The organism is Paraburkholderia largidicola, assembly GCF_013426895.1.
Taxonomy (GTDB): Bacteria; Pseudomonadota; Gammaproteobacteria; order Burkholderiales; family Burkholderiaceae; genus Paraburkholderia; species Paraburkholderia largidicola.
On sequence record NZ_AP023175.1, the window covers coordinates 2,393,881 to 2,417,919 of the forward strand.

29 protein-coding genes are annotated in these 24,039 nt (G+C 63.9%); 13 read left to right on the forward strand and 16 right to left on the reverse strand.

The window, feature by feature from the left end:
• Positions 1-31 precede the first annotated feature (31 nt).
• From PPGU16_RS27360 to PPGU16_RS27375, 4 genes are all read right to left on the reverse strand, one after another.
• On the reverse strand, positions 32-2,317 hold the full coding sequence (locus PPGU16_RS27360) for a DUF3141 domain-containing protein (protein WP_180723505.1): 2,286 nt from the start codon (positions 2,315-2,317) through the stop codon (positions 32-34).
• A gap of 396 nt (positions 2,318-2,713) precedes the next feature.
• Complete coding sequence (locus PPGU16_RS27365) at positions 2,714-3,868, reverse strand: acyl-CoA dehydrogenase family protein (protein WP_180723506.1); 1,155 nt, start codon at positions 3,866-3,868, stop codon at positions 2,714-2,716.
• Between the two features lie 78 nt (positions 3,869-3,946).
• Positions 3,947-4,813 (reverse strand): IclR family transcriptional regulator, encoded by an 867-nt coding sequence (locus PPGU16_RS27370; RefSeq protein ID WP_180723507.1) that lies wholly within the window; start codon positions 4,811-4,813, stop codon positions 3,947-3,949.
• A gap of 256 nt (positions 4,814-5,069) precedes the next feature.
• Positions 5,070-5,954, reverse strand: coding sequence for a DUF4148 domain-containing protein (locus tag PPGU16_RS27375; RefSeq protein ID WP_180723508.1), 885 nt, complete (start codon positions 5,952-5,954; stop codon positions 5,070-5,072).
• Between the two features lie 233 nt (positions 5,955-6,187).
• Here PPGU16_RS27375 and PPGU16_RS27380 point away from each other — a divergent pair, with 233 nt between their 5' ends.
• From PPGU16_RS27380 to PPGU16_RS27395, 4 genes are all read left to right on the forward strand, one after another.
• A complete protein-coding gene (locus PPGU16_RS27380; RefSeq protein ID WP_180723509.1) occupies positions 6,188-6,910 on the forward strand; it encodes a sulfite exporter TauE/SafE family protein in 723 nt (240 codons plus the stop codon).
• 31 nt (positions 6,911-6,941) lie between these two features.
• Complete coding sequence (locus tag PPGU16_RS27385; RefSeq protein WP_180723510.1) at positions 6,942-7,277, forward strand: YbjQ family protein; 336 nt, start codon at positions 6,942-6,944, stop codon at positions 7,275-7,277.
• 30 nt (positions 7,278-7,307) lie between these two features.
• Positions 7,308-7,502, forward strand: a complete 195-nt coding sequence (locus PPGU16_RS27390) for a YqaE/Pmp3 family membrane protein (RefSeq protein ID WP_007586056.1) — start codon at positions 7,308-7,310, stop codon at positions 7,500-7,502.
• 121 nt (positions 7,503-7,623) lie between these two features.
• The gene (locus PPGU16_RS27395) at positions 7,624-8,784 is read left to right on the forward strand and encodes a GGDEF domain-containing protein (RefSeq protein WP_180723511.1); all 1,161 of its coding nucleotides are present in this window, start codon (positions 7,624-7,626) and stop codon (positions 8,782-8,784) included.
• An 11-nt stretch (positions 8,785-8,795) separates the two neighbouring features.
• On the opposite strand, the gene PPGU16_RS27400 is transcribed toward PPGU16_RS27395, so the two are convergent.
• The 3 genes from PPGU16_RS27400 to PPGU16_RS27410 form a co-directional block, all read right to left on the reverse strand.
• Positions 8,796-9,023, reverse strand: a complete 228-nt coding sequence (locus tag PPGU16_RS27400; protein ID WP_180723512.1) for a DUF2964 family protein — start codon at positions 9,021-9,023, stop codon at positions 8,796-8,798.
• Between the two features lie 82 nt (positions 9,024-9,105).
• Positions 9,106-9,714: a hypothetical protein gene (locus PPGU16_RS27405; RefSeq protein WP_180723513.1), complete on the reverse strand. Its 609-nt coding sequence runs from the start codon at positions 9,712-9,714 to the stop codon at positions 9,106-9,108.
• Positions 9,715-9,795: 81 nt separating this feature from the next.
• A complete protein-coding gene (locus PPGU16_RS27410; RefSeq protein WP_180723514.1) occupies positions 9,796-10,188 on the reverse strand; it encodes a hypothetical protein in 393 nt (130 codons plus the stop codon).
• 642 nt (positions 10,189-10,830) lie between these two features.
• On the opposite strand from PPGU16_RS27410, the gene PPGU16_RS27415 reads away from it, so the two are divergent.
• Entirely contained in the window at positions 10,831-11,235 is a 405-nt protein-coding gene (locus PPGU16_RS27415) for a helix-turn-helix domain-containing protein (protein WP_180723515.1), read from the forward strand.
• Positions 11,236-11,251: 16 nt separating this feature from the next.
• On the opposite strand, the gene PPGU16_RS27420 is transcribed toward PPGU16_RS27415, so the two are convergent.
• The 3 genes from PPGU16_RS27420 to PPGU16_RS27430 are packed head-to-tail and all read right to left on the reverse strand — an operon-like array spanning position 11,252 to position 12,525.
• On the reverse strand, positions 11,252-11,746 hold the full coding sequence (locus PPGU16_RS27420; protein ID WP_180723516.1) for a lytic transglycosylase domain-containing protein: 495 nt from the start codon (positions 11,744-11,746) through the stop codon (positions 11,252-11,254).
• A gap of 33 nt (positions 11,747-11,779) precedes the next feature.
• On the reverse strand, positions 11,780-12,154 hold the full coding sequence (locus PPGU16_RS27425) for a hypothetical protein (protein ID WP_180723517.1): 375 nt from the start codon (positions 12,152-12,154) through the stop codon (positions 11,780-11,782).
• 14 nt (positions 12,155-12,168) lie between these two features.
• Positions 12,169-12,525, reverse strand: a complete 357-nt coding sequence (locus tag PPGU16_RS27430) for a hypothetical protein (protein ID WP_180725229.1) — start codon at positions 12,523-12,525, stop codon at positions 12,169-12,171.
• A 417-nt stretch (positions 12,526-12,942) separates the two neighbouring features.
• Between PPGU16_RS27430 and PPGU16_RS27435 the strand changes: the two genes are divergently transcribed.
• Positions 12,943-13,650, forward strand: coding sequence for an MgtC/SapB family protein (locus tag PPGU16_RS27435; RefSeq protein WP_180723518.1), 708 nt, complete (start codon positions 12,943-12,945; stop codon positions 13,648-13,650).
• Positions 13,651-13,719: 69 nt separating this feature from the next.
• Here the strand turns inward: PPGU16_RS27435 and PPGU16_RS27440 are convergent, their stop codons facing one another.
• Positions 13,720-14,283 carry a DUF4142 domain-containing protein gene (locus PPGU16_RS27440; RefSeq protein ID WP_180723519.1) on the reverse strand — a complete coding sequence of 188 codons (564 nt, stop codon included), beginning with the start codon at positions 14,281-14,283 and terminating at the stop codon, positions 13,720-13,722.
• Between the two features lie 274 nt (positions 14,284-14,557).
• Here PPGU16_RS27440 and wrbA point away from each other — a divergent pair, with 274 nt between their 5' ends.
• Positions 14,558-15,157 carry an NAD(P)H:quinone oxidoreductase gene (gene wrbA / locus PPGU16_RS27445; RefSeq protein WP_180723520.1) on the forward strand — a complete coding sequence of 200 codons (600 nt, stop codon included), beginning with the start codon at positions 14,558-14,560 and terminating at the stop codon, positions 15,155-15,157.
• A 77-nt stretch (positions 15,158-15,234) separates the two neighbouring features.
• Here wrbA and PPGU16_RS27450 read toward each other — a convergent pair whose 3' ends face one another.
• The 3 genes from PPGU16_RS27450 to PPGU16_RS27460 all read right to left on the reverse strand — a co-directional run bounded on the left by PPGU16_RS27450 (position 15,235) and on the right by PPGU16_RS27460 (position 17,574).
• The gene (locus PPGU16_RS27450; protein WP_180723521.1) at positions 15,235-15,789 is read right to left on the reverse strand and encodes a YbaK/EbsC family protein; all 555 of its coding nucleotides are present in this window, start codon (positions 15,787-15,789) and stop codon (positions 15,235-15,237) included.
• An 85-nt stretch (positions 15,790-15,874) separates the two neighbouring features.
• Positions 15,875-16,888, reverse strand: coding sequence for a LysR family transcriptional regulator (locus tag PPGU16_RS27455; RefSeq protein ID WP_180723522.1), 1,014 nt, complete (start codon positions 16,886-16,888; stop codon positions 15,875-15,877).
• A gap of 104 nt (positions 16,889-16,992) precedes the next feature.
• A complete protein-coding gene (locus PPGU16_RS27460; RefSeq protein ID WP_180723523.1) occupies positions 16,993-17,574 on the reverse strand; it encodes a DUF3331 domain-containing protein in 582 nt (193 codons plus the stop codon).
• A 514-nt stretch (positions 17,575-18,088) separates the two neighbouring features.
• On the opposite strand from PPGU16_RS27460, the gene PPGU16_RS27465 reads away from it, so the two are divergent.
• The 3 genes from PPGU16_RS27465 to PPGU16_RS27475 all read left to right on the forward strand — a co-directional run bounded on the left by PPGU16_RS27465 (position 18,089) and on the right by PPGU16_RS27475 (position 21,201).
• Positions 18,089-18,466, forward strand: coding sequence for a DUF427 domain-containing protein (locus tag PPGU16_RS27465; RefSeq protein ID WP_180723524.1), 378 nt, complete (start codon positions 18,089-18,091; stop codon positions 18,464-18,466).
• 416 nt (positions 18,467-18,882) lie between these two features.
• Positions 18,883-19,524 carry a carbonic anhydrase gene (locus PPGU16_RS27470; RefSeq protein WP_180723525.1) on the forward strand — a complete coding sequence of 214 codons (642 nt, stop codon included), beginning with the start codon at positions 18,883-18,885 and terminating at the stop codon, positions 19,522-19,524.
• A 114-nt stretch (positions 19,525-19,638) separates the two neighbouring features.
• Entirely contained in the window at positions 19,639-21,201 is a 1,563-nt protein-coding gene (locus PPGU16_RS27475) for a SulP family inorganic anion transporter (RefSeq protein WP_180723526.1), read from the forward strand.
• Between the two features lie 128 nt (positions 21,202-21,329).
• On the opposite strand, the gene PPGU16_RS27480 is transcribed toward PPGU16_RS27475, so the two are convergent.
• The gene (locus PPGU16_RS27480) at positions 21,330-21,473 is read right to left on the reverse strand and encodes a hypothetical protein (protein ID WP_180723527.1); all 144 of its coding nucleotides are present in this window, start codon (positions 21,471-21,473) and stop codon (positions 21,330-21,332) included.
• An 87-nt stretch (positions 21,474-21,560) separates the two neighbouring features.
• Positions 21,561-21,845, reverse strand: a complete 285-nt coding sequence (locus PPGU16_RS27485) for a hypothetical protein (RefSeq protein WP_180723528.1) — start codon at positions 21,843-21,845, stop codon at positions 21,561-21,563.
• Positions 21,846-22,182: 337 nt separating this feature from the next.
• On the opposite strand from PPGU16_RS27485, the gene PPGU16_RS27490 reads away from it, so the two are divergent.
• From PPGU16_RS27490 to PPGU16_RS27500, 3 genes are all read left to right on the forward strand, one after another.
• On the forward strand, positions 22,183-22,374 hold the full coding sequence (locus PPGU16_RS27490) for a hypothetical protein (RefSeq protein ID WP_180723529.1): 192 nt from the start codon (positions 22,183-22,185) through the stop codon (positions 22,372-22,374).
• A gap of 306 nt (positions 22,375-22,680) precedes the next feature.
• Positions 22,681-22,872, forward strand: coding sequence for a hypothetical protein (locus PPGU16_RS27495; protein ID WP_180725230.1), 192 nt, complete (start codon positions 22,681-22,683; stop codon positions 22,870-22,872).
• A 109-nt stretch (positions 22,873-22,981) separates the two neighbouring features.
• Complete coding sequence (locus tag PPGU16_RS27500; RefSeq protein WP_180723530.1) at positions 22,982-24,007, forward strand: S1C family serine protease; 1,026 nt, start codon at positions 22,982-22,984, stop codon at positions 24,005-24,007.
• Positions 24,008-24,039: the final 32 nt, after the last annotated feature.

Here is a 24,039-nt window from a genome sequence, read left to right on the forward strand (position 1 = left end):
ACCGTCCGCTCGCGCACGCGGATGCCATCTGTCATTCGACCTGCTGCCGCGCGGGCTCCGCGCGTCGCGAGGCTTTTTTCTTCGATGCCGATTCGAAGATGGTCAGAATGCGTGCAAGATCGGCGCGCTCGTGCTCGTCGAGCGGCAGCATCGTGCTGAGCTTGTCGATGTCGCGCGCGGCGTTGCGGATGTTGTCGGTCGGCGCGCTGGCGAGCAGGCCAGGCAATGCGTCGATTGCCGCTTCGCTGTCGAGGCGCAGCAGCGCGGCCTGTTCGCGCACGACATGCTTGAACGACAGAATGCCGTGATCCGACAGCCTGCTCAGCATTTCGCGCGCGAGGTTGAAGCGCCGCTCGTCCGCTTCGCCATGCGTGCGCCGCACGTACAGCAGCGCGCGCACGCTCGCTTCGACGAGTCCGCCTTCCGTCATGTCGTGGCGCAGACGTTCGTGCTCCGCGACGATCGACGCTTCGCGTTCCTCGGTGTCGCCGGGTTCCGTCAACGCAGCGTCCGTTTCGCTGTCGCTGCGCGGCGGAAGGCCCGCGAAGGCTTGCAGCCACGGCGCGCCATAGACGGTTTCGAAAAGCTGCTCGACGGCGGCGTCGCGCATGTCGCGATAGAAATCGAACGACGCGATGACGGCATCCGACATGGCCGTCTGCATCTGCAGGAACGGATTGTCGGCCGCGACGGGCGCGCGCGCTTCCTTCACGCTTTCGGCCGCCTGCGCAACGGACGACGCAAACGGATTGCGATCGGACCAGAGTTCGTACGTGACGCGCAGCGGATGCAGCTTGCTCGAAAGATCCGCTGTCCACGGCGTCGTGCATGCGCGCACCCACGGCTGCATGAAGCTGCGATACAGCCCGAGATTGACGCGCGACAGATACGCGGCCGTGGCGAAGCGCCGGTTGCTTTCGGGGTCGGGCTGCACGATCGCCCGCACGTCGGCGATGGTGCGCGAAGAAATGGACAGCACGAACTGGCCTTGCACGAGGTCCGCGTGCGGCGTCGCATCCGTCTTCGCGCCCATGTGCGCTTCGTAGATGCCCGACGGCAGCAGGTCGATCAGATCGATATTGCTGACGAACTCACGGTGCTCCTTCTTCCCCGTGCTGCTCGACACGAAGATGCCGAGATGGCCGATGCTGTCGTGCGTCGCGTAGACGATGGTCTGGTCGTGGCCGAGGAGATCGGCGTCGTCGCGATAGAGATCGGTGATCCAGCCGAGCGCTTGCGGCGGCGGCGTGATGTTGTCGCCATACGAGCAGAACACGACGATAGGCGAACGGATATTGCGCAGATCGAGCCGCACGCCTTCCGACGTCACGATCTCGCCGCTGACGAAGCGGTTGCCGACAAACAGGTTGTCGACGATGTACTGCATTTCGCCTGCGTTCAGGAACACGTGGCCGCCCCAATACTTCTCGAAGCCGAGGTAGCGCGGACCTTCCGTGTCGATGTTCGCGTACAGGTTGTACTGCTTGGTCCACAGCGTGTTCGCCGGGTTCAGGTTCTCGAAGTTCTGCACGAGCCACGCGCCGTCGAAGCGGCCATCGCCGAGATCGCCCGTGAGCGCCGTCAGCCAAGAGCCGCCGAGCATGCCGCCCGAATAGCGCATCGGGTTCTTGCCGCGCCAGCCGGCCCAGTACGACACGGGTGCGCCCGCGACGACGATCGGCCCGAACAGCTCGGGGCGCATCGAGGCTGTCATCAGCACTTGCCAGCCTGCCTGGCAGTTGCCGATCACGGCGGGTTTGCCGGGGCTGTGAGGGTGTAGCTCGATGACTTTTTCGAGGAACGCGGCTTCCGCGTGCATCACGTCTTCGACCGTTTGTCCCGGCACGGGGTCGGGCAGGAAGCCGATGAAGTAGCAGGGATGGCCCGCGCGCAATGCCGAGCCGATTTCGCTGTCGCGCTTGAAGCCGCCGATGCCCGGCCCGTGTCCCGCGCGCGGATCGACGACCACGAACGGTCGCAGCCGGCCGGGATCGTGTCCTTCCACAAGGTCGCGGTCGGGCTTCAGATCATCCGGCGCGACGATGCGCACGAGACCGTAGTTGACGGGACGCGGCAGCGTGCGGCCATCGATGATGAGCTCGGTGTCGAAGTCGAGCACGTTGGGCACGCGCTCCTGCATGTGCGACTGATACTGATTGCCGCGTTCGCGCATCACGTCGGCGAACAGCACGCTGCGCTGCCATGCGTCGACGGCGTAGGCGTAGCCTTGCGCGAACAGATTGCCGGGCATCGATGCGAAGGGCATCGAAGGCGCGAATGTTTCAGGTGCAGCGAAGTTCGGTTGAGACTGATTCATGGTCGCATCTGCTCCCTCAAAGGGTCGGCGCCACGGTCTCATGCGAGGCTCACATGCAAACGCGATGCGTGCATGAAGCGCTTACCCGACGCGCGAGCATCGTCGCAATGAGTCGCGCGGCCTGAAACCAGGGCGAGACTTCAACGCGCCTCGACGAGGCGCGGCTTCGATCAAGATCAGCGAAAAAAATGGCAGAAGCATGACGCATTGATGAATGCCAACATCGGACACGCAGGCTGCGCGACCCGGTGCTTGTTGCATTGCGTCAACAACCCAGTGTAGGTCGGGATGATTTTTCTGGCAATCTGAAATATGCCGGAGTGGGTGGGTGGAACAAAAGCAATGACATCGATCAAGGCGACTGCATTGTTCGCCTCGATCGATGTTCTTGAATCACTAGCGGCTGGCGTCGCGGATCATGTTGCGCGCGATCACCAGTTGCTGGATCTGCGTTGTGCCTTCGTAGATGCGGAACAGGCGCACGTCGCGATAAAAGCGTTCGACGGCATACTCGGACACATACCCCGCGCCGCCGTGAATCTGCACCGCGCGATCCGCGACGCGTCCGCACATCTCCGACGCGAACAGCTTGCAGCACGACGCTTCCGTCGATACGTCCTGTTTGTCGTCGCGGCGGCGCGCGGCATCGAGCACCATCGAGCGCGCGGCGTAGATTTCCGCGCGGCTGTCGGCGAGCATGGCTTGCACGAGCTGGAACTCGGCGATCGGCTGGCCGAACTGCTTGCGCTCCATCGCATAACGCAGCGCATCGTCGAGCATGCGTTCGGCTGCGCCGACGCAGATCGCCGAGATATGCAGGCGGCCTTTGTCGAGCACCTTCATCGCCGTCTTGAAGCCGACGCCTTCCTTGCCGCCGATGATGTTCGCCGCGGGCACGCGGCAGTTCTCGAAGATGACGTCGCAGGTATGCGCGCCTTTCTGGCCCATCTTCTTGTCGATCTTGCCGAGCGACAGTCCGGGCGTGCCTTTCTCGACGATGAACGCCGAGATGCCGCCTGCGCCCTTGATCTCGGGGTTGGTGCGCGCCATCACCGTGTAGACGCCCGCTTCGGGCGCATTGGTAATGAAGCGCTTGGTACCGTTGATCACGTAATGGTCGCCGTCGCGCACGGCCGTCGTGCGCAGCGACGCGGCATCCGAACCCGAGCCCGGCTCCGTCAACGCGAACGATGCGATCAGTTCGCCCGATGCGAGCTTCGGCAGATAGTAGTGCTTCTGCTCGTCGGTGCCGTCGATGATGAGCCCTTGCGAGCCGATGCCGTTGTTCGTGCCGATCAGCGAACGGAACGCAGGCGAAGTCCTCGCGATCTCGAATGCGGCGAGCACTTCTTCTTCCATCGTCAGTCCGAGGCCGCCGTATTCCTCGGGAATCGACAGCCCGAAGAGACCCAGTTCGCGCATCTCGCCGACGATGCCGGCGGGGATTTCATCCGTTTCGGCGACTTCGTTTTCGGCGGGCACGAGACGCTCGCGCACGAAGCGCGACAGCGAATCGAGAAGAATGGACAGTGTTTCCTGATCGCGGATCATCGTTTTACCTGTGTGCTATGACGCGGTTCGCCTGTCGCGTTCGCATGAACGCGCGATGCGCGCCGCGCCGGTTCTTCTTCATCGCCGCCCGATGGCGGCCTCCACTCGTTTGACAAGACCCGCGAGGCGCGGCCCGATGTCGTTCTCCAGCTTGTCGCGGCTCAGCACGAAGGCAGGCCCGCCGCAATTGAAGGCCATCTGCGTGCCGTCGGGCGCCGTGAACGGCACGCCGACGCTCGCGATGTCCGCATCCCAGTCGCCATATGACAGGCAGAAGCCGCGCGTGGCGTAATCCTTTATTGCTTCGTCGATGCCGCTTTCGATGCGCGTCCAGGCGGTTTCGTCCTGCGCGCGCACCTGGTCGAGCACCGCGTTGCGTTCGGCATCGGTGGCGGCGGCGAGATACGCGCGGCCCATCGATGTCGTCGCAATTGGCAGGCGCGTGCCGATGCTGCGCATCACCGTGATCGGCGCGCTGCTGCGCACCCATTCGACGTACATCATCGACAGCCGGTCGCGCACGCCGATCGCGACCGAGCATCCTGCATATTCGGCGAGTTCCTGCATCACCGGGCGCGCGAGGTCGCGAATGTCGAGGTTCGACAACATCGCGTAGCCGAGCGACAGCACACCCGTGCCGAGGCTGTACTTGCCGAGCGCTTCCTCGTAGCGCAAATAGCCGAGCTTCGCGAGCGTGCCGGCGAGCCGCGCGACGGTGCCCTTGGGCAAGCCGGTTCGACGCGCCAGTTCGGTCAGGCCGAGATGCCGTTCCTTCAGGCCGAAACAGCGCAGCAACTCCAGTCCGCGCGCCAGTGCGGTAACGAACTCGCGATCCGTTTCATACGGCTCGTTGTCGAAACGCGCGATATCGCGGTGCTCTTGCGGCTGCTTCGGACGCATGTCGCGCTTGTCTCCTGCCTTGGTACTTCGGGCGAATGCTGTCATGTCGCTCAACTCCGTGTCAATCGCCTGTGCCGATAGGGTTCGCATAGCGGACCATTGTAGAGCGAGGTCGATGGATCCGCTAGTTGGCCGTGCGGGGCGATCTGGCGTGGGATTCGTGGCTATTGTGAGATAGCTGATGACGCGGAATTGGCGGGGTTAACCACTAAAGATTCCGCGACGCGCAGATGGGCGATGGCGCGTACGCGAGCGAATTGATTCATGTTGGTGGTTCGCAATGCGGACCAAATTATGAAGACTACCAGGTCCGGATCGCAGGCTGCGTGTTGTCCCTCGGCGAACCGCCCGGGCCATAGGGATCGGGGTTGCCGAAGCGCGACATCGTTCCATTCGTCCGTGCGCGACTGAGTTCGTCACGCACCTGGGCGCGTGTCTTCGGGCCGTCGCTGGGTGCGGCGGCGGGCGGCGGAGCAGGGGGCTCATGGATTTGCGCTGTCGATGGCCCGGCGGCGGGTGCCGGCGGCTGCTCGACGGGTTCGGCGGCCGCCGCCGCCGTGTGCACCGTCGAGGCGATGACCGTTTCAGGCTGCGCATGAGTTTGAAGCGAAGCCGTGTCGGCCGCGTGATCGCTGGCCGTTGCATTGTCGGTCGCGCTGCCAGAACGGATATCGTTGCGCGGCGTTGCATCGATTGCGGGTTGGTCGCGGGCCGAAGTGTCAGTCACATGACGCGACGTTGCAGGCCGCGCACGCGTCGTCTTCACGGAAGTATGGGTACGTGCGGGCGGCTGCGCGGCGCTTGGCTCATCCCGTGTGGCCGCCCGTAATTCGCGCGCCTGCGCTTCGCGTGCATCCAGTTCCTTTTTCAGCAGCAGCGCTTGCGGCTCGTCACTGCGCATCGTCAGCACCGCGTCGAGCAGCACGTGCGCGGACGCGAGGTCGCCGCGTTGCAGGCTGTCGTGCACCGCCTGCAGCACGCGTGCGATGCCCGCGTTGCGCGGGTCCTCGATAGGCGCGTCGGGCGTCACGGGACGCGCGGCGGACGACAGGGCGCTATCGACCCGTCCGTCCGCATCCTTCGCTGCCGATTCGCGATTGCCGAACCGAAGCCCGAGCGTCGCAAGGGCCAGCGCGCCGATCAGCAGGCCGCCCGCAACGAACATTCTGTTGGACTCACTCAACATCGCGCTTCCCTTCAGGTCTATCCCGCACACGTCGACACACGCGCCGCTACACGCACGCGTATTCCGCAGACAAAAAAAGCGCGAGCTGCGCTCGTATGCATTACGAGTTGTAGCAGCAATTGGATGCAGCAACGCGGGCAAAAAAAATCTGGCGCGCGGGATTCGTCACAGGTTTGACTGATGTGCCGCCATTTTCCAGTAGCATGGCGCCAACGCGTTTTTCGGGGATGCGCATGGGTTATCTGTTGGTTCTCGCCGTCGGCCTCGCGGCGGGCACGCTGAGCGGCGTGATCGGCACGGGCTCGTCGATGATGCTGATGCCCGTGCTCGTGATGCTGTACGGTCCGCAGCAGGCGGTGCCCGTCATGGCGATCGCGGCCATCATGGGCAATTTCGGCAAGGTCCTCGCGTGGTGGCGGGAGATCGACTGGCGCGCCTGCGGCGCGTACTGTTCGACCGCCGTGCCGGCCGCGGCGCTCGGCGTGCGCACGCTGCTCGCGCTGCCGCCGCATGCCGTCGAGATCGCGCTCGGCCTCTTCTTCGTCGCGATGGTGCCGGTACGGCGCTGGCTTGCGCGTCGCTCGGTGCGCTTTTCGCCATGGCACCTGGCGGCGATCGGCGCGCCCGTCGGCTTTCTGACGGGCATCGTCGTGTCGACGGGGCCGATCACGGTGCCCGTGTTCATGGGGTATGGCCTCGTGAAAGGCGCGTTTCTCGCGACGGAAGCGGCCGGCTCGCTCGCCGTCTATGCCGCCAAGGTCGCGACGTTCAACCACTTCGGCGCGCTGCCGCTGCACGTCGTGCTGGATGGCCTGATCACAGGCTCGGCGCTGATGGTGGGCGCGTTCTGCGCGCGACGCATCGTCGTGCGCATGAGTCCCGGCACATTCAGGCTCGTCGTGGACGGGCTGATGCTGTCGTCCGGCCTGTCGCTGCTATGGGCGGCGGGACGCTGATCGAACAAGCTGCAACAGGGAAGGGAACGACATGATCGAACGAAACATGGTCTCCACGGCCTTCGATTTGCCAGGCTACACCGTCGATGCGTCGCTTGGCATCGCGCGGGGCATCATCGTGCGTTCGCGCTCGGTGGTGGGCTCGATCGGTGCGGGGCTGCAGACTATCTTTGGCGGCAATATCTCGCTGTACACGTCGCTGTGCGAGCGCGCCCGGCAGGATGCCTACGAGCGCATGCTGGCGGAAGCGGCGACGCTCGGCGCGAATGCCGTGATCGGCATGCGTTACGATGCGACGGAGATCGGCGCGGGCGTGGCGGAAGTGCTGTGCTATGGAACCGCCGTCCACGTGCGCCGCAACGTGTAACCGAAGTTTTTCAACCAGAAGGAAATGCCAATGCGTCTGTTGCTTGCCCTGCTTTTGCCATGGTTCCAGTTCTTCACGATTGGTCGACCGTTCGCCGGGATCATTTGTCTGGTGTTGCAACTCACGATCATCGGCTGGCTGCCTGCCGCGATCTGGTCCGTGTACGCGCTCAGCCAGTACAACACCGACCGCAAGATCGACGAAGCGCTCGGCCGGCGCTCGTAAGCGGATTCGTTGCGGACACATCTGAACCGGTCTGGTTGCACGCACGGCCTCAAGCAAACGCGCTTCGAGGCCGATAACCAGACGTTGGGCCTCTGTCGCGGGCCCCAATGCAACGGTCCAGATGAGCACAACACATACGCCCCAGTCCGTCCGCCTTCGCGCACTCGTCGATACGGTGCAGCGCAACGAACGCACGTTGCGCCGCTTCCAGGATGTCGAGCTTCAATTGATCCGCGCGCAGGATTTCCCGTCGCTTTGTCGTGTGCTGCTCGACTATCTGCCGCGAGAGTTCGGACTGGAGCGCGTGACGCTGTGGCTCAACGACACGCTGCCGCTGCTGCACGAACTGGCGTTGCGTCACGCGAGTAGCGGGACGAAACGTGCCGACGGGAACAACGGCAAGGCCGCATCGTCGCTGAAAACTTCACGCGAGATGGGCGATGCCGCCGCGCGGCTGTGTTCTCAGGGCCGTCCGTGGCTCGGCGCGCCGGCGGCGATGGACGACGCGGCGCGCAATGCGTGCTTCGGCAGCGAGCCGCGGCCTGCCAGCCTCGCGCTGCTGCCGCTCGCGACGAACGGGCAGCCGAGCGGCTATCTGTGCCTCGCGAGCGACAACGAAAGCCGCTTTGCGCCCGGCATGGCGACCGACATGCTGGAGCGCTTTACCGTGATCGTCGCGGCGAGCCTCGACAACGTCGCGCATCGCGAGCAGCTTGAACGGCTTGGCGCAACCGACGCGCTCACGGGCCTCCCCAACCGCCGCTATTTCGACGAACGCCTGCGCGAAGAGACGACGCGCGCGTCGCGCTACCGGCTGCCGCTTGGCTGCCTGTTCATCGATATCGACGGCTTCAAGCCGATCAACGATGCGTACGGTCACGCTGTCGGCGACCGCGCGCTGGCCATGGTCGGCGCCTGTCTGCGCAAGCAGACGCGCCTCGGCGACACGATTGCGCGCTACGGCGGCGAAGAATTTGCCGTGCTGCTGCAAGGCGACCTGAAGGACTCGCTCGTCGTGGCCGAGCGCATGCGCGCGGCCGTCGCGCAACTCGACCTGCGGGATAACGAAAGCACGAACGAAAGCCCGAGCGACAGCCCGAACGACAGCGCGGAGAATGGGAAGCGCATTCCCTTGACGGTGTCGATCGGCGTATCCGCGCATGGGATGCACCAGGGCGCCGATCTCGACAGCCTCGGGCGCACACTCGTCGACGAAGCGGACCGCGCGATGTACAAGGCAAAGAGCGGCGGGCGCAATCGCGTGGCGACGCTCGTCGGGTAAGCGCGTCTGCGCTAGTCGTCGACGAACAGCATCGACACGTAGAGGACCGTCGACACGATGATGATGCCGACGCCGACGAATACCTTGGTGCGGTTGAATTCGAGCCCGCCGTTGATCGCGACGGCAATGCCTGCGACGGCCGACAAGGTGCCGATCGCGGCCAGCACGACGTGTGCCTTGCTCCAGATCATTTTGCGGCGCGCGCGGCGCTTCGGGGAATTCCAGGGTTCGATAGGCATCGGTCGACCATGCGGGACTGCGAGACGATCTGCTGCGGCCCGTCTCGCCGGCAAGGCGAGACGGAGTCATGCAAACGGGTGGTTATTTGATTGGCGCGCCGTTGCGCATGATCTGCACGGCCGTCGCGGACACGTAGGTCGCGCGAATGCTGTCACCCACCTTGATCTTGGTGAGCGGCACGTCCTCCGAAACTTGCAGGACCACGGTACGTTGAGGGCCGCGCAGCGTCACCAGACGCTTCTTGCGATCGATTTTCTGCACGGTCGCGACCACCTCGACGTGGCGCGTCTGCGTCGACGCGCCGCCTTGCGCGGGTGTGGTCGTTTGCGATTCGACGCGCGAACGCACGCCCTTCGTGTCGACCTTGTCCGCCGTCAGCAACAGCGCGCCCTTGTACGAGATATGCACCTCGTCGCCGACTTTCAGCTTCTTCACGTCGCCGACATCGGGATCGACATCGACGATCGTCGTTTCGCCGCGCGGCCCGCGGATCGTCACTTCGTTGTTGTCGGCGTCGATCTTGACGATATGCGCCGTTACTTCGGCGACGGCGGCCGTACCGACCGCGTTCGGGGTGGGTGAGGATGCCGGATTGTCCTGCGCGTGAGCGTCGATGGCGGGTGCGGCGAGCGCAGCACATGCGGCTGCGATGGCCAGGAGGCGAACCGGACGGCGAGCTGCAAGTTGCATGTGAGACTCCTCGTTTGAATGGGCCTGCGGTCCGTGGGCCGGAGGGTCGCGACTAGCGGGGCGCGATACCGGCGATCGGATTCAGGCGGGTTCGGCGGCGTGGTTCGCCGCTTTTCTTCTTGCATCTTCATAGACGCGGCGTCGTTCCGCCTCGACCAGCAGGCGCTTGCGCTTGACCGACTGGCGATGAATGGGCGGTCCCATGACCGCGACGTAGTCGGCATAGCGATGCTTCTGGTAGCGGCGGAAAAAGTCGGGGCCGGGCAAGCCGTTGCTCAGCGCAAGCAGCACGCCGTAATCGATGTCCGACACTTCGCCGAGCGACGCGATGGCGCGCTCGAGTGCGTCGTAGCGGGCGGTGAGCGGATCGCCCGCGCCGAACATGGCGTGAAATCGCTGATAACTGAGGAGACGCTCATGTTCCGCGGCGCGTCGCAGTGCCAACACGATACGCTCGACCCGTTCGGCTTCCATCCTGACCTCCGCGCGTGATGCGCCGTCGCGCGAGCATGAGCATGAGCATGAGCATGCTGCGCCACAGGCGATTCCGATTATCCGGTTATGCCGTTTTTAGATGACTTTGTATTGCTACGATGGAATATTGATTTAACTCAATTATGCAAAAGCATTTTCTTTGAGCATGCCCATACACGCCGCTTTTTAGAGCCGCGAACCAGGCGTGAATAATGATCATTGACGATGCAATCGAGCGGTTCGATTTTGAAGCGAGGTCTTGCCATACAACGTTCCCTTGAAAACGTAGCAGGCGCACGGACCAAAGTGCGGATTGTCAGACTGGGCTTGTACTCGGTGCGAGTAGCTGTTACAGCATGCTAGCAAACGATTTCGGTAAGTTCAAGGCGAGCAATGTAATGCTGTTGAAAAATTTCGAGGACTGTTATTGTTGATCGAAATGGTTTGACTGTTTATTGACGTTAATGGCAACGCAATAAAATCCGCAAATGGTTTTTTCATATTCATGAAATTTTACGGGCAGCCGACACAACGGGGCCCGGAACATATATTGGTTTTTTGTCTTGTGTCATGTCATGCGTCACGCGGGTCCTTCGTGCGGCACCTCGGGCTTGCGTCTTCCGACCGTCAGCGAGACCGCTCATGCCTTCACGAAACGAAGCATTGCCGACTGTCATGCGCAGGCTCGCGGCGGGCAAGATGCTGATGGAGGGCGCGTCCGTCAGCGACGTCGCCGCGCAACTGCATATCTCCGAGAACACCGTGCGCAAGTATCGCGCGCTGGTGAACGAGGGCGGACTGGAGTCGTTGCGGCAGATGAGTGTGGGCGGCCGTTCGTCGGTACTCGACGAAGCCGCGATGCAGTGGATTGCGGCCGCGCTGAGCGGGCCCGCGGGCATTCACGGCTTTCCGTCCGATGCATGGACCAGCAACCGTCTGCGCGAGCTGATACGCGCCCGGTTCGGTGTCAGCTACTCGCGTGTCTATACATGGCAGATCGCGACCAATCTCGGCCTCGGACACCGGCTCACCAAATCCCGCAAGTAAGCGCGCGTCGTTGGCCTCAGCGCGCTGCAGGCAGCAGTTCGCCCCATGCGACAAGAATCTTCTGGATGCTGCGCGCGTAAGCGTCGCGCTCTTTCGGCGACTCGGAGTGATATGCGCCGATCGCGCGCCACGTGTTGCCGTACTTCACCATCTTCTGCTTCATGAGCCACGCGGCGACATAGATGTTCACGCAAGCATCGGTGAGCGCGCGATGCGGGATGCCCAGGCGCTTCAGATCGCTGAAGTGCACGGAGTTGATCTGCAACTGGCCGACGTCGATCGAACCGTTCGCGTTGCGGTTGACGGCCGCGGGATCGCCTTTCGATTCATGCCAAGCGACGGCGCGCAGGATCAGCGGATTGACGCCCTGATAGACGGCAGCCTGCTCGAAGCAGTCGTCGGCGCGGGCCGTGCCGCACGTCAACGAGGCAAGCGAAAGCGCGAGCGCGCCTAGCGCGCATCTGAGCGGGCGCAGCGAGCGGGGCGCGGCGCGGAGTCGATGGTTGAACACGTGTGACGCTCCGTTGAGTTCGCGGATCAGCGGTTACTTCGCCAGTGCGAGGTCGAGCTGCTTGTCGACCGAACGCAGATAGGTGCGCGAAGCGTCCGACACGACGAGGCGCGCGGCGGGCGCGGTGGGCCGCACGTCGACGGCGGCGCGCACCTTGCGTTTTTTTGCGGCGGGCTTCGGGGCGAGCGGCTCGTCGTCGTCGGTCGTGGGCGGCAGCATCGCGAGCGTCGGCAGCGGCGGATAGACCTTGTCGGCGGCGGCTGTCGCGGCTGCGCTAGTGGCGTTATTCGTGCTGTTGGCGCCGTTCGCCGACAGCGCGCCGGCGACGGCCGGCTGGCCCGCGTGCGCGGCTTCGCTCATGCACATGGCGAGCGCGAGGCTCGCTGAGAAGATGACAGTGCGGAACATGACGTGGGTTCCCCTCATGGCGTCGCGGCCGTCGGCCGGACCGACACGCTATACGGCTGGTTCGCGCCCGCCGTCAGGTTCTCGAGGCTGAGCTTCGCGGGATGCTGCGACGGCACGCCACGCCAGATCGCCTGGTTCAGGTACGGCAGATCCTGGCCGAGTGCGGTGACGAGAATCGTGGTCGGCTGCTTCTGCGCGGCGGCCAGCGCACCCGCCTTGGCGAGCACGGCCGACAGTTGCGGATCGCGGGCGCCGAGCGCGTCGGGCGGAATCGTAAAACTGATGACATCGTTCGAAACGGGCGGCTTCTCCGCCTGAGGCGCCGTATTGGCGGGCAATTGCGCGCAACCGGCCAGTGCCGCGATCACCATACAAAACGCAAGCTGCTTCACGAGCTGCTCCCAGAAGTCGTTGACGCTATTTCGGATTTGTCGGCAGGATTGCGTCGAACTTGATATGCAAACCGCAAACGTTTGCCAAATCGGGAAACTTGACTCAAGAACAGCGGTCGTTCGGAAACTCTGACCGTGGAGGATTGGGAAAGCGGAGAGGTTGCCTCAGGGGTTGACGGCGCAACGAGGCATGATCGAGCGCAACCGGTTTTATGCGGATGGCATTTTCACGTGTCGATCGCCTGGCACGTCGCGGCAATCGTACTCATTCAGCGACCAACATGATCGCGTAACACAGACCTGATACACAGCCCCCTCGGGATATCGTCCCCATGCCCCCGGATCGAGCAACCGGGCTTCATTCCACGTCGGTCCTGCGTCAGCTAGTCAAACGAAATGTCAGCGGATTTCATCTGGAGGCTGCTCGCCGCGTTTGCGTGCGGCGTGGCAATTGGTCTCGAACGTCAGATGCGGCAGCGCACCGCGGGGCTGCGCACGATCACGCTCGTCGCGAGCGGCGCTTGCCTGTTCGTCACGCTCGGCATGCTGACGGGCAATGGTGTCGCGGGCGTCACACAGATCGCCGCGTATGTGGTGTCGGGCGTGGGCTTTCTGGGCGGCGGCGTGATCATGCGCGACAAGGGCTCGATCCAGGGCATCAATACGGCGGCGACGCTCTGGTGCTCGGCGGCCGTCGGCGTGCTGTGCGGCGCGGGGCATTACGGACCGGCGCTTGCGGGCACGGTGGTCGTGCTTGCGACCAACACGGTGTTGCGCGAAGTGAGCCGCGCGATCAATGCGACGCCGGTGTCGAGCGCGGACCTCGTGCGGGAATATGTTTTGACCGTCGTGTGCCGCGAGCACGACGAAATCCACATTCGCACGGTGCTGTCGAACTCGATGTATTCGCAACCGTTGTCGTTTCAGAGTCTGACGAGCGAGGATGTCGAAGACGATCCGTCGCGTATTCAGGTGACGGCGACGTTGCGGATGCACCCGAAGGATCAGGCCAAGCTCGAATTGATGGCGAGCCGGATCAGCATGGAGAAGAGCGTGTCGAGCGTCAGCTGGTCCGCGAAGGAAGCCGAGCCGACGCCTGAATGAAACAGGCGCATCGCGCGGCGATGCCGCGATGCGCCTGTTCGAACTTCGGCTTCTATCGAAACCGTGTGCTTACTGCGTCGCGAGATGCTTGCGCTTCGCCAGTTCCTGTGCGGCCGCGTATTGCGCCTGGATGATGGGCAGCGCCTTCTGCGCGGCTTCCTTCAACTGCGCGTCGCGTCCCGATGCGATCTCCGCCTGAAATGCCGACAGCGTCTTCTGCTCGCCGCTCAAGGCGATCTGCTCGATATACGTCTTGTCGAATTCCGCGCCGCGCAGATTCTTGATGCTGTCGAGCGTCGCCGTATCCGGGTTGTTGTGCGGCACGTCGACGCCGCGCGGGCTCGCCGCGCGCAGCGCATTGGCGATCGTGAGGTTGTCGGCGGCGGCCTTTTCGGCGAATGCCTTCACGTCGCGGTCCGTCGAACGCGACGTCGCGATACGCGCGGCATCGCGCTGCGTGGCCACGGCTTGCGTGCCGTCGTTGACGAAGGTCTGGTCGGCTGCATGCAGCCGCACGGAATCCGCGGACGCGGCTTGTGCCGGTTGCGTGGTTTGCGCGTTCACCGCCGATGCGAACAGCAACAGACTGGTCGTGGATGCACAGACGATGGAAGCGATGGGCAAACGGATCATGTGTTCTCCTTCAGTGAACTGTATAAGAGCTATGAATCAGCCGAAGGCATTCTAGGGGCCGCTCCCGCGTGCAGGTGAAACGACGATGTCGCTTGTGTAACGGGGCGTAAAGCTTGTGGCGCGCCGCGCGCGTCGATGCAATGCGTTCGCGCGGTGCGTGCTCTTGCGAAGACATGTGCAGCGCGACGGGAGTATCGTTAGCGGCACGGCAATCGATGCCGCCTTCTCTCAAACGCGAAGCATGCACGCTTCGCACACTCGTCAGGAGATCGCAATGGCCAAGGTTCTCGTTCTCTATTACTCGTCGTATGGGCACATCGAAAAAATGGCGGAGTCCATCGCGGAAGGCGCGCGTGGCGCGGGCGCGCAGGTCGATATCAAGCGCGTGCCGGAGACCGTGCCCGAAGAGATTGCGAAGAAGTCGAACTTCAAGCTCGATCAGCAGGCGCCCGTTGCGACGGTCGCCGATCTCGAGCAATACGATGCGATCGTGGTCGGCACGGGCACACGTTATGGGCGCATGTCGTCGCAGATGGCCGCGTTTCTCGATCAGACGGGCGGACTATGGATGCGAGGCGCGCTGAACGGTAAGGTCGGCGCGGCGTTCGCATCGACGGGGACGCAGCATGGCGGCCAGGAGACCACGTTGTTCTCGATCATCACGAACCTGATGCACCTCGGCATGATCATCGTGGGTTTGCCGTATAGCCATCAGGGGATGATGAACATGACGGAGATCGTCGGCGGTGCACCTTATGGCGCCACGACGATCGCAGCAGCCGACGGTTCGCGTCAACCGAGCGCAATCGATCTCGAGGGCGCGCGGCATCAGGGCGAACTGGTCGCGAAGACGGCGGCCAAGCTGTTTGGCTGAGCGGCTTCTGGTGTTGAGGCCGGCGGCGGGGCGCACTGAATGCGCGAGACTTCTTCGCGCTTTCAATGCGCCGTTGTTCAAGATGCTGCGGGGGCGTCCGGCGGCAATGTCAGTTGCGCGACTTCGACGTTGTCGAGTTGCTCGAGCATCGACGGTGCGAGCAACAGCTTCGCCTTGCGAATGCCCGCGCCCATCACCACCTGGCGGCGTTCCATCACGCCGGCATCGACGAGAACACGCCAGTTCGCGGGCAGGCCGAACGCCGTGATGCCGCCGAACTCCATCGCGCTCTGTTCCGTTGCGACTTCGCGCTGCGCGAATGAAATGCGCTTTGCGCCGAGGACAGCTTTCACTGCGCCGTTGACGTCGAGGCGCAGCGAGCCGAGCGTCACGATCGCGGCCAGATGCTCGCCGCCGTCCTTCTTGTACTTGACGACGATCGTGTTCGCGCAGTCTTCCATCGGAAAGCCGTAGCGCGCGCTGAAGTCGGCTGTGTCGGATGCGTCGTCGGTGACGGAGAACACGACGATGTCGCGGCCTTCGATGGACGCGGCGACGTGCGCGGGGAGATGGGCGCCGATCTGATCGGGCGCGATGATGTCGAGCTTCTGAAGCGGTTCGTGCGAAAGCATGGTGACCTGTGAGCAGTGAGCGGACGAAAACAACGCGCACACATTGTACGATTTGCAGCCCGTTGACAGCATTGCGCGCATCGGCTCAGTCGCTGCGCGAGTGTGTCTTCACAGTGGTTTCCGCGGGAAAAAGATGCACGCTCATGAAGTCGACGAAGGCCCGCATTTTCGGCGTCAGTTGCCCGCCTGAAGGCCACAGTGCGCGAAACACGCTGAGCGCGCCGGAGTATTCGCGCAGAACCGGGACGAGCGTGCCGCTCTCCACCTGCGCGCGCACCGTGAAATCGGGCACACAGGCAAGGCCGAGATCCTGCTCGGCCATCGCGATCAGCGGCTCGACGGCGGTGGCGACGGCGGTCGTGGGCAAGTCGATATCGATCGATTCGCCATCGCGTTCGAGCGGCCAGCGGCGCAGCTTGCCCGTAGTTGGAAAGCGATGCTGAAGACACGCATGATGAACGAGCGCCTCAGGTGTCGTGAGCGGCGGATGCTTCGCGAGGTAGGCGGGCGAAGCGACGATCAGATGCACATACGTGCCCATCGTTCGCGTGATCAGTTGCGAGTCGTTGACGTCACCCGTGCGCATCACGACGTCGAAGCCTTCTTCGATGATATCGACCATGCGATCGCTGAAGTCGATGTCCAGCACGATCTCGGGGTACGCCTTCATGAACTCGCCGATCACGGGCATCAGCAGCTTCGTGACCATCGGCATGCTCACGCGCAGCTTGCCGCGCGGCGCGGCATGCGCGAGCGCGAGTTCGCTCTCCGCAGCCTCGATCTCCTCGAAGATGCGCTGGCAGCGCGTGAGAAACTGCGCGCCTTCGGGCGTCAGCGTGATGCTGCGCGTGCTGCGATGAAAGAGCCGCGCGCCGAGCCGTGTTTCCAGCCGTGAAATGGCCTTGCCGACTGCGGAAGCCGAGATGCCGATCTGGCGGCCCGCTTCAGTGAAACTGCGGGTTTCGGCGGCGCGCACGAAGATGTTGAGCGAGCCGAAGCGATCCATTGCACTCGTGTTAGTCGTGCCGTCGATCGTCGCCGACGACGCGGAGTGCAGCTTGACGGGCGCCGTGCGCGCCACATCGGCTTGTGTAGCCATGGCAGGTCTCCGGAACTGAAAGCGCCGCCCGGCGTGTCAGCGCGGGCGGCGCGTCGCACGCTCGCCGTGCGCGTCCGAAGTGTAGCGCGTGCGCGCCGTGTCGATCATTCGAGGTCGTCGAGCTGTTCCGCGAGGATCATCTGCGACATGTTGCGCGGCCGGCTCGACGGACGGCTGAACGGTCCGTAGACGGCATCGCCGCGTACGATGCTGGCGCCCGTCAGCGCGCACACGCCGCGCGAGCGCGCAATGCGGCGCACCCACAGCTGCTCGGTATAGCGGCCGGCCGTCGAATCGCGCCACGTGATCGAAATTGACTTGGCGCCGAAGCGTTCGACGAACGTGATCACCGCGTCGCTATGCTGGCTCGCAGCCGTTTGCGCGCGTTCGGCGGTGGCGCTGCGGCGCGCGGGACGCGCGGCGCATGCGCCCTTGTCGCATTTGTCCGACGATGCGAGCTTGCTGTCCTGCGTGGGCGACTTGCCGAGCCGCGAGATCGTCGCGGTCCATGGGTCGTGCAGCGCGGGCGCGGCAGGCGCCATGCCGCCGCCTGCAGGCTCGGACCGAAGGTCGGCGTATAGCGTTTCCTTGCGACGCAGTTCCGGCTCACCGTTCGCGCGCCGGTTTGCGTGGGCGCGAGGCCTGGGTTCAGGCATCGTGCCTGTTGCAGTTCCAATCCTGCTCACGTCGACTCCTCGTTAAAGCGTTGCCCATCGAGGCGACTCTTCGATCAGGCAGAACCTTACGTTCTGCTTGTCATGGCCACCCGGCAGCCACCATTGCGGCCACTTGCGCGCGGGCGAAAACGCATGCGCCGCGCGTCGCTGCGCCCTGACGGCGAACGATGGGAGCGGCCTCACGCTGCATCACAGCGTTGCAATCAGCTTTCGCGGCCGGCACGGATGACCGGTCACATGGCGTGCATCCTAACGGCTTGCCATTGGCAGATAAATGCCAGCTAAATGAACACTCAATTTATCTAACTCAAACAATGGGACGGCACGGCAGCGGCAATCGACGCCAATCGCTTGCTGGATCAGGCTGTCCGGCGATGCATATGCACACCGGTCGCGCGCGGAAACGCCCGATAGCCGCCACGCGGCGCAAGGTCTTGTCTTGACATCGCAAGGCGGGCGGCCATACTCGGACGGTATTTCGCCGCCCGGCCACAACCTGTTTCCATCGCAAGGACACGCCGTCATGCACAAGACAGTGAAGATTCCCGGACCCGATCATCCCATCACGATTGCAAAAAGCGCATCGCGCGTGGTCGTGTCCGTGGCGGGACACAAGATCGCCGACAGCACCGACGCGCTGTCTTTCCACGAAGCCGCGTACCCGGAAGTGCTCTACATTCCGCGCAAGGACGTCGACATGTCGCTGCTCGAGCGCACCGATCATTCGACGTATTGCCCGTATAAGGGCGAGTGCAGCTACTACAGCATTCCCGCCGGCGGCGAGCGGTCCATCAATGCGGTGTGGAGTTACGAAAGCCCGTACGAAGCCGTCGAGTCGATCCGGGAACATGTGGCGTTCTATCGCGACCGTGTGGACGCCATCGAGGTCAGTGCGCAATGAGCACGCGAACGGGCCGCTAGTTTCCGGCCTGTTGCAGTGACATCGAAGCCCTCGTTCGAGGGCTTCAACGTTTTCATTTCTTCTATCGGATCGCGACGCGTCGTCGCCGGTTCATCGTCGTTGACGTCGCTGTCAAGGTTGATCAAACCTGGCACGCTTGACAAAAATCAATGACAAAAAATTCCCGCTTCCGGAAAGTGCCGCTTCATAGCGGTGCAACCCATCACGCAAACGACATAAAAGTCCCGAAAGCCGCATGTATGCACGCTTTCCGGGCATCCGATGCAGCCGGCATCAAATGATTTTTGTTGATTTTTTTTCGGAACCTTCTTGCCGTAAGCTTTTCGTAAACACCATCGCGTTGGTCCGCGATGGACTGACTCCGTTCAATTCCGAACCCGGCAGGAGCACGATCGATGAATCATCCAAAACGCTTATTGCTTTCCAATCTGGCATGGTCGCAAGAGGTCTCGACGCGCGAGCCCGAGTTCTTCTCGGAACTCGCGCGTGGTCAGCAGCCGCGCTTCCTGTGGATCGGCTGCTCCGATAGCCGCGTGCCCGCCGAGCGCATCACCAATGCGCAGCCGGGCGAGTTGTTCGTTCATCGCAACATCGCGAATCTCTACACGTCCGACGACGGCAACACATCGAGCGTGATCGAATACGCAGTGCATGCGCTAAAGGTGGAGCACGTGATCATCTGCGGGCATCACCATTGCGGCGGCGTGCGCGCCGCGCTGTCGCCGCCCTCGGATGCGCTGCCCATCGTGAATCGCCGTATCGCCGGTTTGCGCGAGCTGGCCGGACGTCATCGCGACGAACTGCATGCGATCGCGGACTTCGACGAACGTGTCGACCGCTTCGCGGAGTTGAACGTGATCGAGCAGGTGCGCCTGTTGCGCGAGTCGCCCATCGTGCGCCGCGCGCCGCGTCCGCCGCAGGTGCACGGCTGGATTTTCGGGCTGCGCGCAGGGCTCATCACGCAACTCACCGATATGGACGAAGCCCGCGACATCGCCGGAATGCACGCCGAAGCGCATCAATCCGTCGCCGCGTAGCGAGCTTCGGGCCACGCCCCTTTTCATACCGGCTCACGCCTTTTCACACGTAAGACCAACGAGCCGCCTGCGCACGTCGCCGGCGGCGTGGCTCAACTCGACCTTGCGGATACCATGCACACTCCACCTGTTTCCCGTTTGTCGAACCTGCGCAGCGATGTCTTCGCGGGTATCGTCGTGTTTCTCGTCGCGCTGCCGCTGTGTCTCGGCATCGCCACTGCGTCCGGCGTCGATCCGTTTGCCGGGCTGGTGTCCGGCATCGTCGGCGGACTGGTCGTCGCGGTGCTCAGCGGCTCGCATCTGAGCGTGAGCGGGCCCGCGGCCGGCCTTGTCGTGATCGTCGTATCGGCGATCGCGTCGCTCGGCAGTTTCTCCGCGTTTCTCGCCGCCGTGCTGATCGCGGGCGCGTTGCAGATCGGCTTTGGCCTGCTGCGCGCGGGACAGCTTGCCAGCTTCGTGCCCGTCGCCGTCATCAAGGGCATGCTGGCTTCGATCGGCATCATCCTGATCGTCAAGCAGATTCCGCTCGGCGTCGGGCTCGTAAGCGGTGCGGATGCCAACGTCGCGCACGCGGCCATGCTCGCGACGCCGTTCGGCGACCTGTCGATGGTGACGACGGCGCTCGCGCTCGTCTCGCTGGCGATGCTGTTCGCATGGGAGACGCCGCGCGCGAAGCGCTACGCCATCGTGCGGATGCTGCCGGGGCCGCTCGCGGTCGTCGCGCTCGGGATCGGCGTGACGCTTGCGCTCGATGTGCTCGCGCCCGCGCTTGCGGTGCCGGCTGAGCACCGGGTGTCGCTGGTGTCGCTGGATTCGTTCGCCGCGCTGACAGGCGCGATTTCGATGCCCGACTTCACGCAGCTCGTCGAGGCCGACGTCTGGCGCGTCGGCTTGACGCTCGCGGTGGTCGCGAGTCTGGAAACCCTGCTGAGCCTCGAAGCCGTCGAACAGATCGATCCGAAGCGCCGCCGCGCGTCGCCGGACCGCGAGCTGAAGGCACAGGGCGTGGGCAATATGGTGGCGGCCGTGCTTGGCGGCTTGCCGCTGACGGCCGTGATCGTGCGCAGTTCGGCGAATGTGAACGCGGGCGCGCAGACGCGCATGTCGGCCGTGATTCACGGCGTGCTGCTGCTGGCGAGCGTGTTCGCGCTGACGGCCGTGCTGAACCTGATTCCGCTCGCGTGTCTGGCGGCGATCCTGATTCATACGGGCTACAAGCTCGCGAAGCCGGCGCTGTTCGCGGCGATGGCGCGCGAAGGCGTCGACCGGTTCGTGCCGTTTGCGGCAACGATCGCGGGCGTGCTGGCAACGGACCTGCTGATCGGCATTGGCATCGGCATCGCGACGAGCGCGGTGCTCGCGCTGCGCGCGAACCTGTCGCGCACCTTCACGCTGACGTGTCACGACGATCACTATCTGCTGGTGCTGCGCAAGGACGCGACCTTCCTGTCGAAGCCGATGCTCACGCGCTGTCTCGCGCAGATTCCGGACCGCGCGACGGTGCTGATCGACGCGGAGCGTGCCGATTTCATCGACCGGGATATTCGTGACACGCTCGATGCGTTCGTGGAGGAGGCGGCGCGGCGGCAGATCACCGTCGAGCGTATGCGCTGGCCGGAGCCGGCGGCTCAGGAAGGGCAGGTGGCGCTGCCGTCGCTAGGCGCGACGACGGGCTGACCTGAAAAAAGGGCACGATAGCGCGCGGCGGCGCGTTATCGGACTGTCGGGACAGCAACTTCGGAAAGTGCCGGTCGGCCGGCGAGGGCGCTGACGGTCTGCGCAGCCTCGCCACATCGGCGGAAGATTTACTCGGCGATGGAAAAGCGCGAGGTCCGCGTCTGCTTCGCCTTGCTGGGACGCTCGACACGCGGGCTTGCGCCGCGGATGAACAGCACTGCGCACAACGCCACCATGGCCCAGATGCAGAGAATTACAGTCAAAACGTTCATTTCCAGTTCCAGTCTCAGTCGGTCGGCGCTGCGGTTGGTGCGGTTGCTGCCGTTATGTTCAGTTCGCCCGGTCGCGCGGGCGGCCGGTCAGTGCGTCGTGTGCTGCGTCTCGCCGTCGAACAGAAGCTCGTCGATCAGCCGCGTGGTCAGTGCAAGCTGCTTCTCCAGCGACACACGCGCCAGTTCCGCGCTGACCGCGTCGCCACGCGCGACGGCGGAGTGCGTCTGGGTCGCGAGGCGCAGCACCGTGTCGGACGCGAGCTGCAAGCCGCGCATCAGCTCCGCTTGCGGATAGTCCTGCGGGTTGTGCCATTCCGGCGTGTCGAGCGCGTCGGGTTCGAACGGGTTGCTTCGGTCATGACGGGAAGACATTTCAGGCTCCTCAGTGCACTGGCATGACTGCAGTGTGCGCTGCGGGGCTCGCGTTCAATTGGTCGAACAGAGGCCGATTCCGGATTCATACCGCCGTCATCGAAATGTGCCTGTGAGCGAGCCGGCTGCTTCCTCCACGTCCCGGCGAATGGTAAGCAACTGTTAGTGCGCGGTCTGCACGTAAAGGCCCTGGGTTGCGCGGGCTCCTTTCTTGCGCGGGTCGGGTGGGAGGCGCGGTGGCTGCCCGTTCGTATCGAGCCGTAATGCGCCGTCACAAGTGGTCACGCACGTCTTCTGTAGCGTCTGCTCAAATGACAGAAGAGAAGGGAGAACGACCATGAAAAAGCTTCTGACGCTGGCAGCCGTCGCTTTGGCGACGATCGGTTTGGGAGGCTGCGTCGTCGCGCCGCCGTATGGTTATGGTTACGCGCCGGCCTATGGCTACGCACCGGGGTATTACGCGGGGCCGTCGGTAAACGTCGGCATCGGCTATAGCTGCTGCTGGGGCCATGGCGGATGGCACCGGTAAGCGCGGCCGCACGGCAGCGGCAGGGCCGTTGAAGGCCGTATGACCGCGATTTATCCAGAAAGATTACGCGATCGAGACCTGAAGCAGCCGGACGTGGGCGCGTGAGCGTCCCGTCCGGCTTTTTTGCGCGGCGCGACACGTGGCCCGAGGATGGCAGGCGTTCGGCGGCGCACATTGATGGCGCACGCTGTGCCGCGCGCGCTGCGGGTCTGCGGTACGATCTCGGAAAGAATGCGCCCGCGCGATAGCGCCGCGCCTTCCGACGCCACGACTTCGCAACATCATCTACGTTTTCGCACACCCAGCATGGACTACCGCGTTACCTACGAGCACAGCCTCGCCACCGCCCCCGACGACTTCATCGTGAATGTGCCGTCGCAACTGGTGTCGGATGTGCCGTCGAACATTCCCAAGGCGCTCCTGGCGGAGGCGATCGAGAAGCTGATACTCGAACGTTCGCCGCGCATCGGCCGCATCCGCAACCTCAGGCTCATCTGACGCCTCTCCTCCGGCGGCTGGCCTCGCTGTTTTTCCTTCGCCGGCTGCCGCGCTTGAAAACGGCTTGCCTGCCCTGCATGTGCGGCTCTCGTTTATACGGAGCCTTGTCATGGGAAGCCGTCCCCGTTTTGTCGACGATCTGTCGGGTGCGCTGCCGAGCGCCGCTGCCGCCGGATCGTCCGAAGACGACGCACTCCTCGACGCCTATTCGCGCACCGTCATCGATGCGCTCGAACGGGTGCGGGCGGCCGTCGTCTTCATCACTGTCGAGCGCCGCGTGCCGGGCGCGCCGGAGCGCCACGCGCGCGCGGGCACCGGCTCGGGTTTCATTTTTACGCCCGACGGATATCTTTTGACCAACAGCCACGTGGTGCACGGCGCGACGCATATCCGGGTGCAACTCGCCGACGGCACGAAGTTCGACGCCGATCTGGTCGGCGACGATCCGCACAGCGACCTTGCCGTGTTGCGCATCGGCTCGCCGGAGCCGCTGCCGCATGTCGCGCTTGGCGAATCGGGCAAGCTGCGTGTCGGGCAGATCGCTGTCGCCGTCGGCAATCCGCTCGGACTCGAGCAGACGGTGACGGCGGGCGTCGTTTCCGCGCTCGGCCGCTCGCTGCGATCGAACTCGGGCCGCATGATCTACGACGTGATCCAGACGGATGCCGCGCTGAATCCCGGTAATTCGGGCGGGCCGCTGATCAACTCGGCGGGGCAGGTGATCGGCGTGAACACGGCGATCATTCCGGGCGCGCAGTCGATCAGTTTCGCGACGGCGATCGATACCGCGAAGTGGGTCATCATGCAGATTTTTGCGCACGGGCGCGTGCGGCGCGCTTATATCGGCGTGGCGGGGACGACTTTCGCGTTGCCGCGGCGTGTGCAGCGGTATTTTGCGCTGGAGTCGGAAAGCGGCGTGCGGGTGATGGAGATCGTAAAGGGGAGTCCGGCTGCGCTCGGCGGGCTGCGGACGGATGACACGATCATTGCGGTGGATGGGGAGGTTGTTGAAGGGGTTGATGCGCTGCAGCGCGTGCTGGATGGGTCGAGGATCGGCCGCTCTGTGAGTGTGAGTGTTTTGCGCGGGGCGCAGCGGGTTGAGGTGGTGGTTGTGCCTGTTGAGCAGAGTGTTTAGTGGGTTGGTTTTTTGTCTGCGACGCTGGGGCC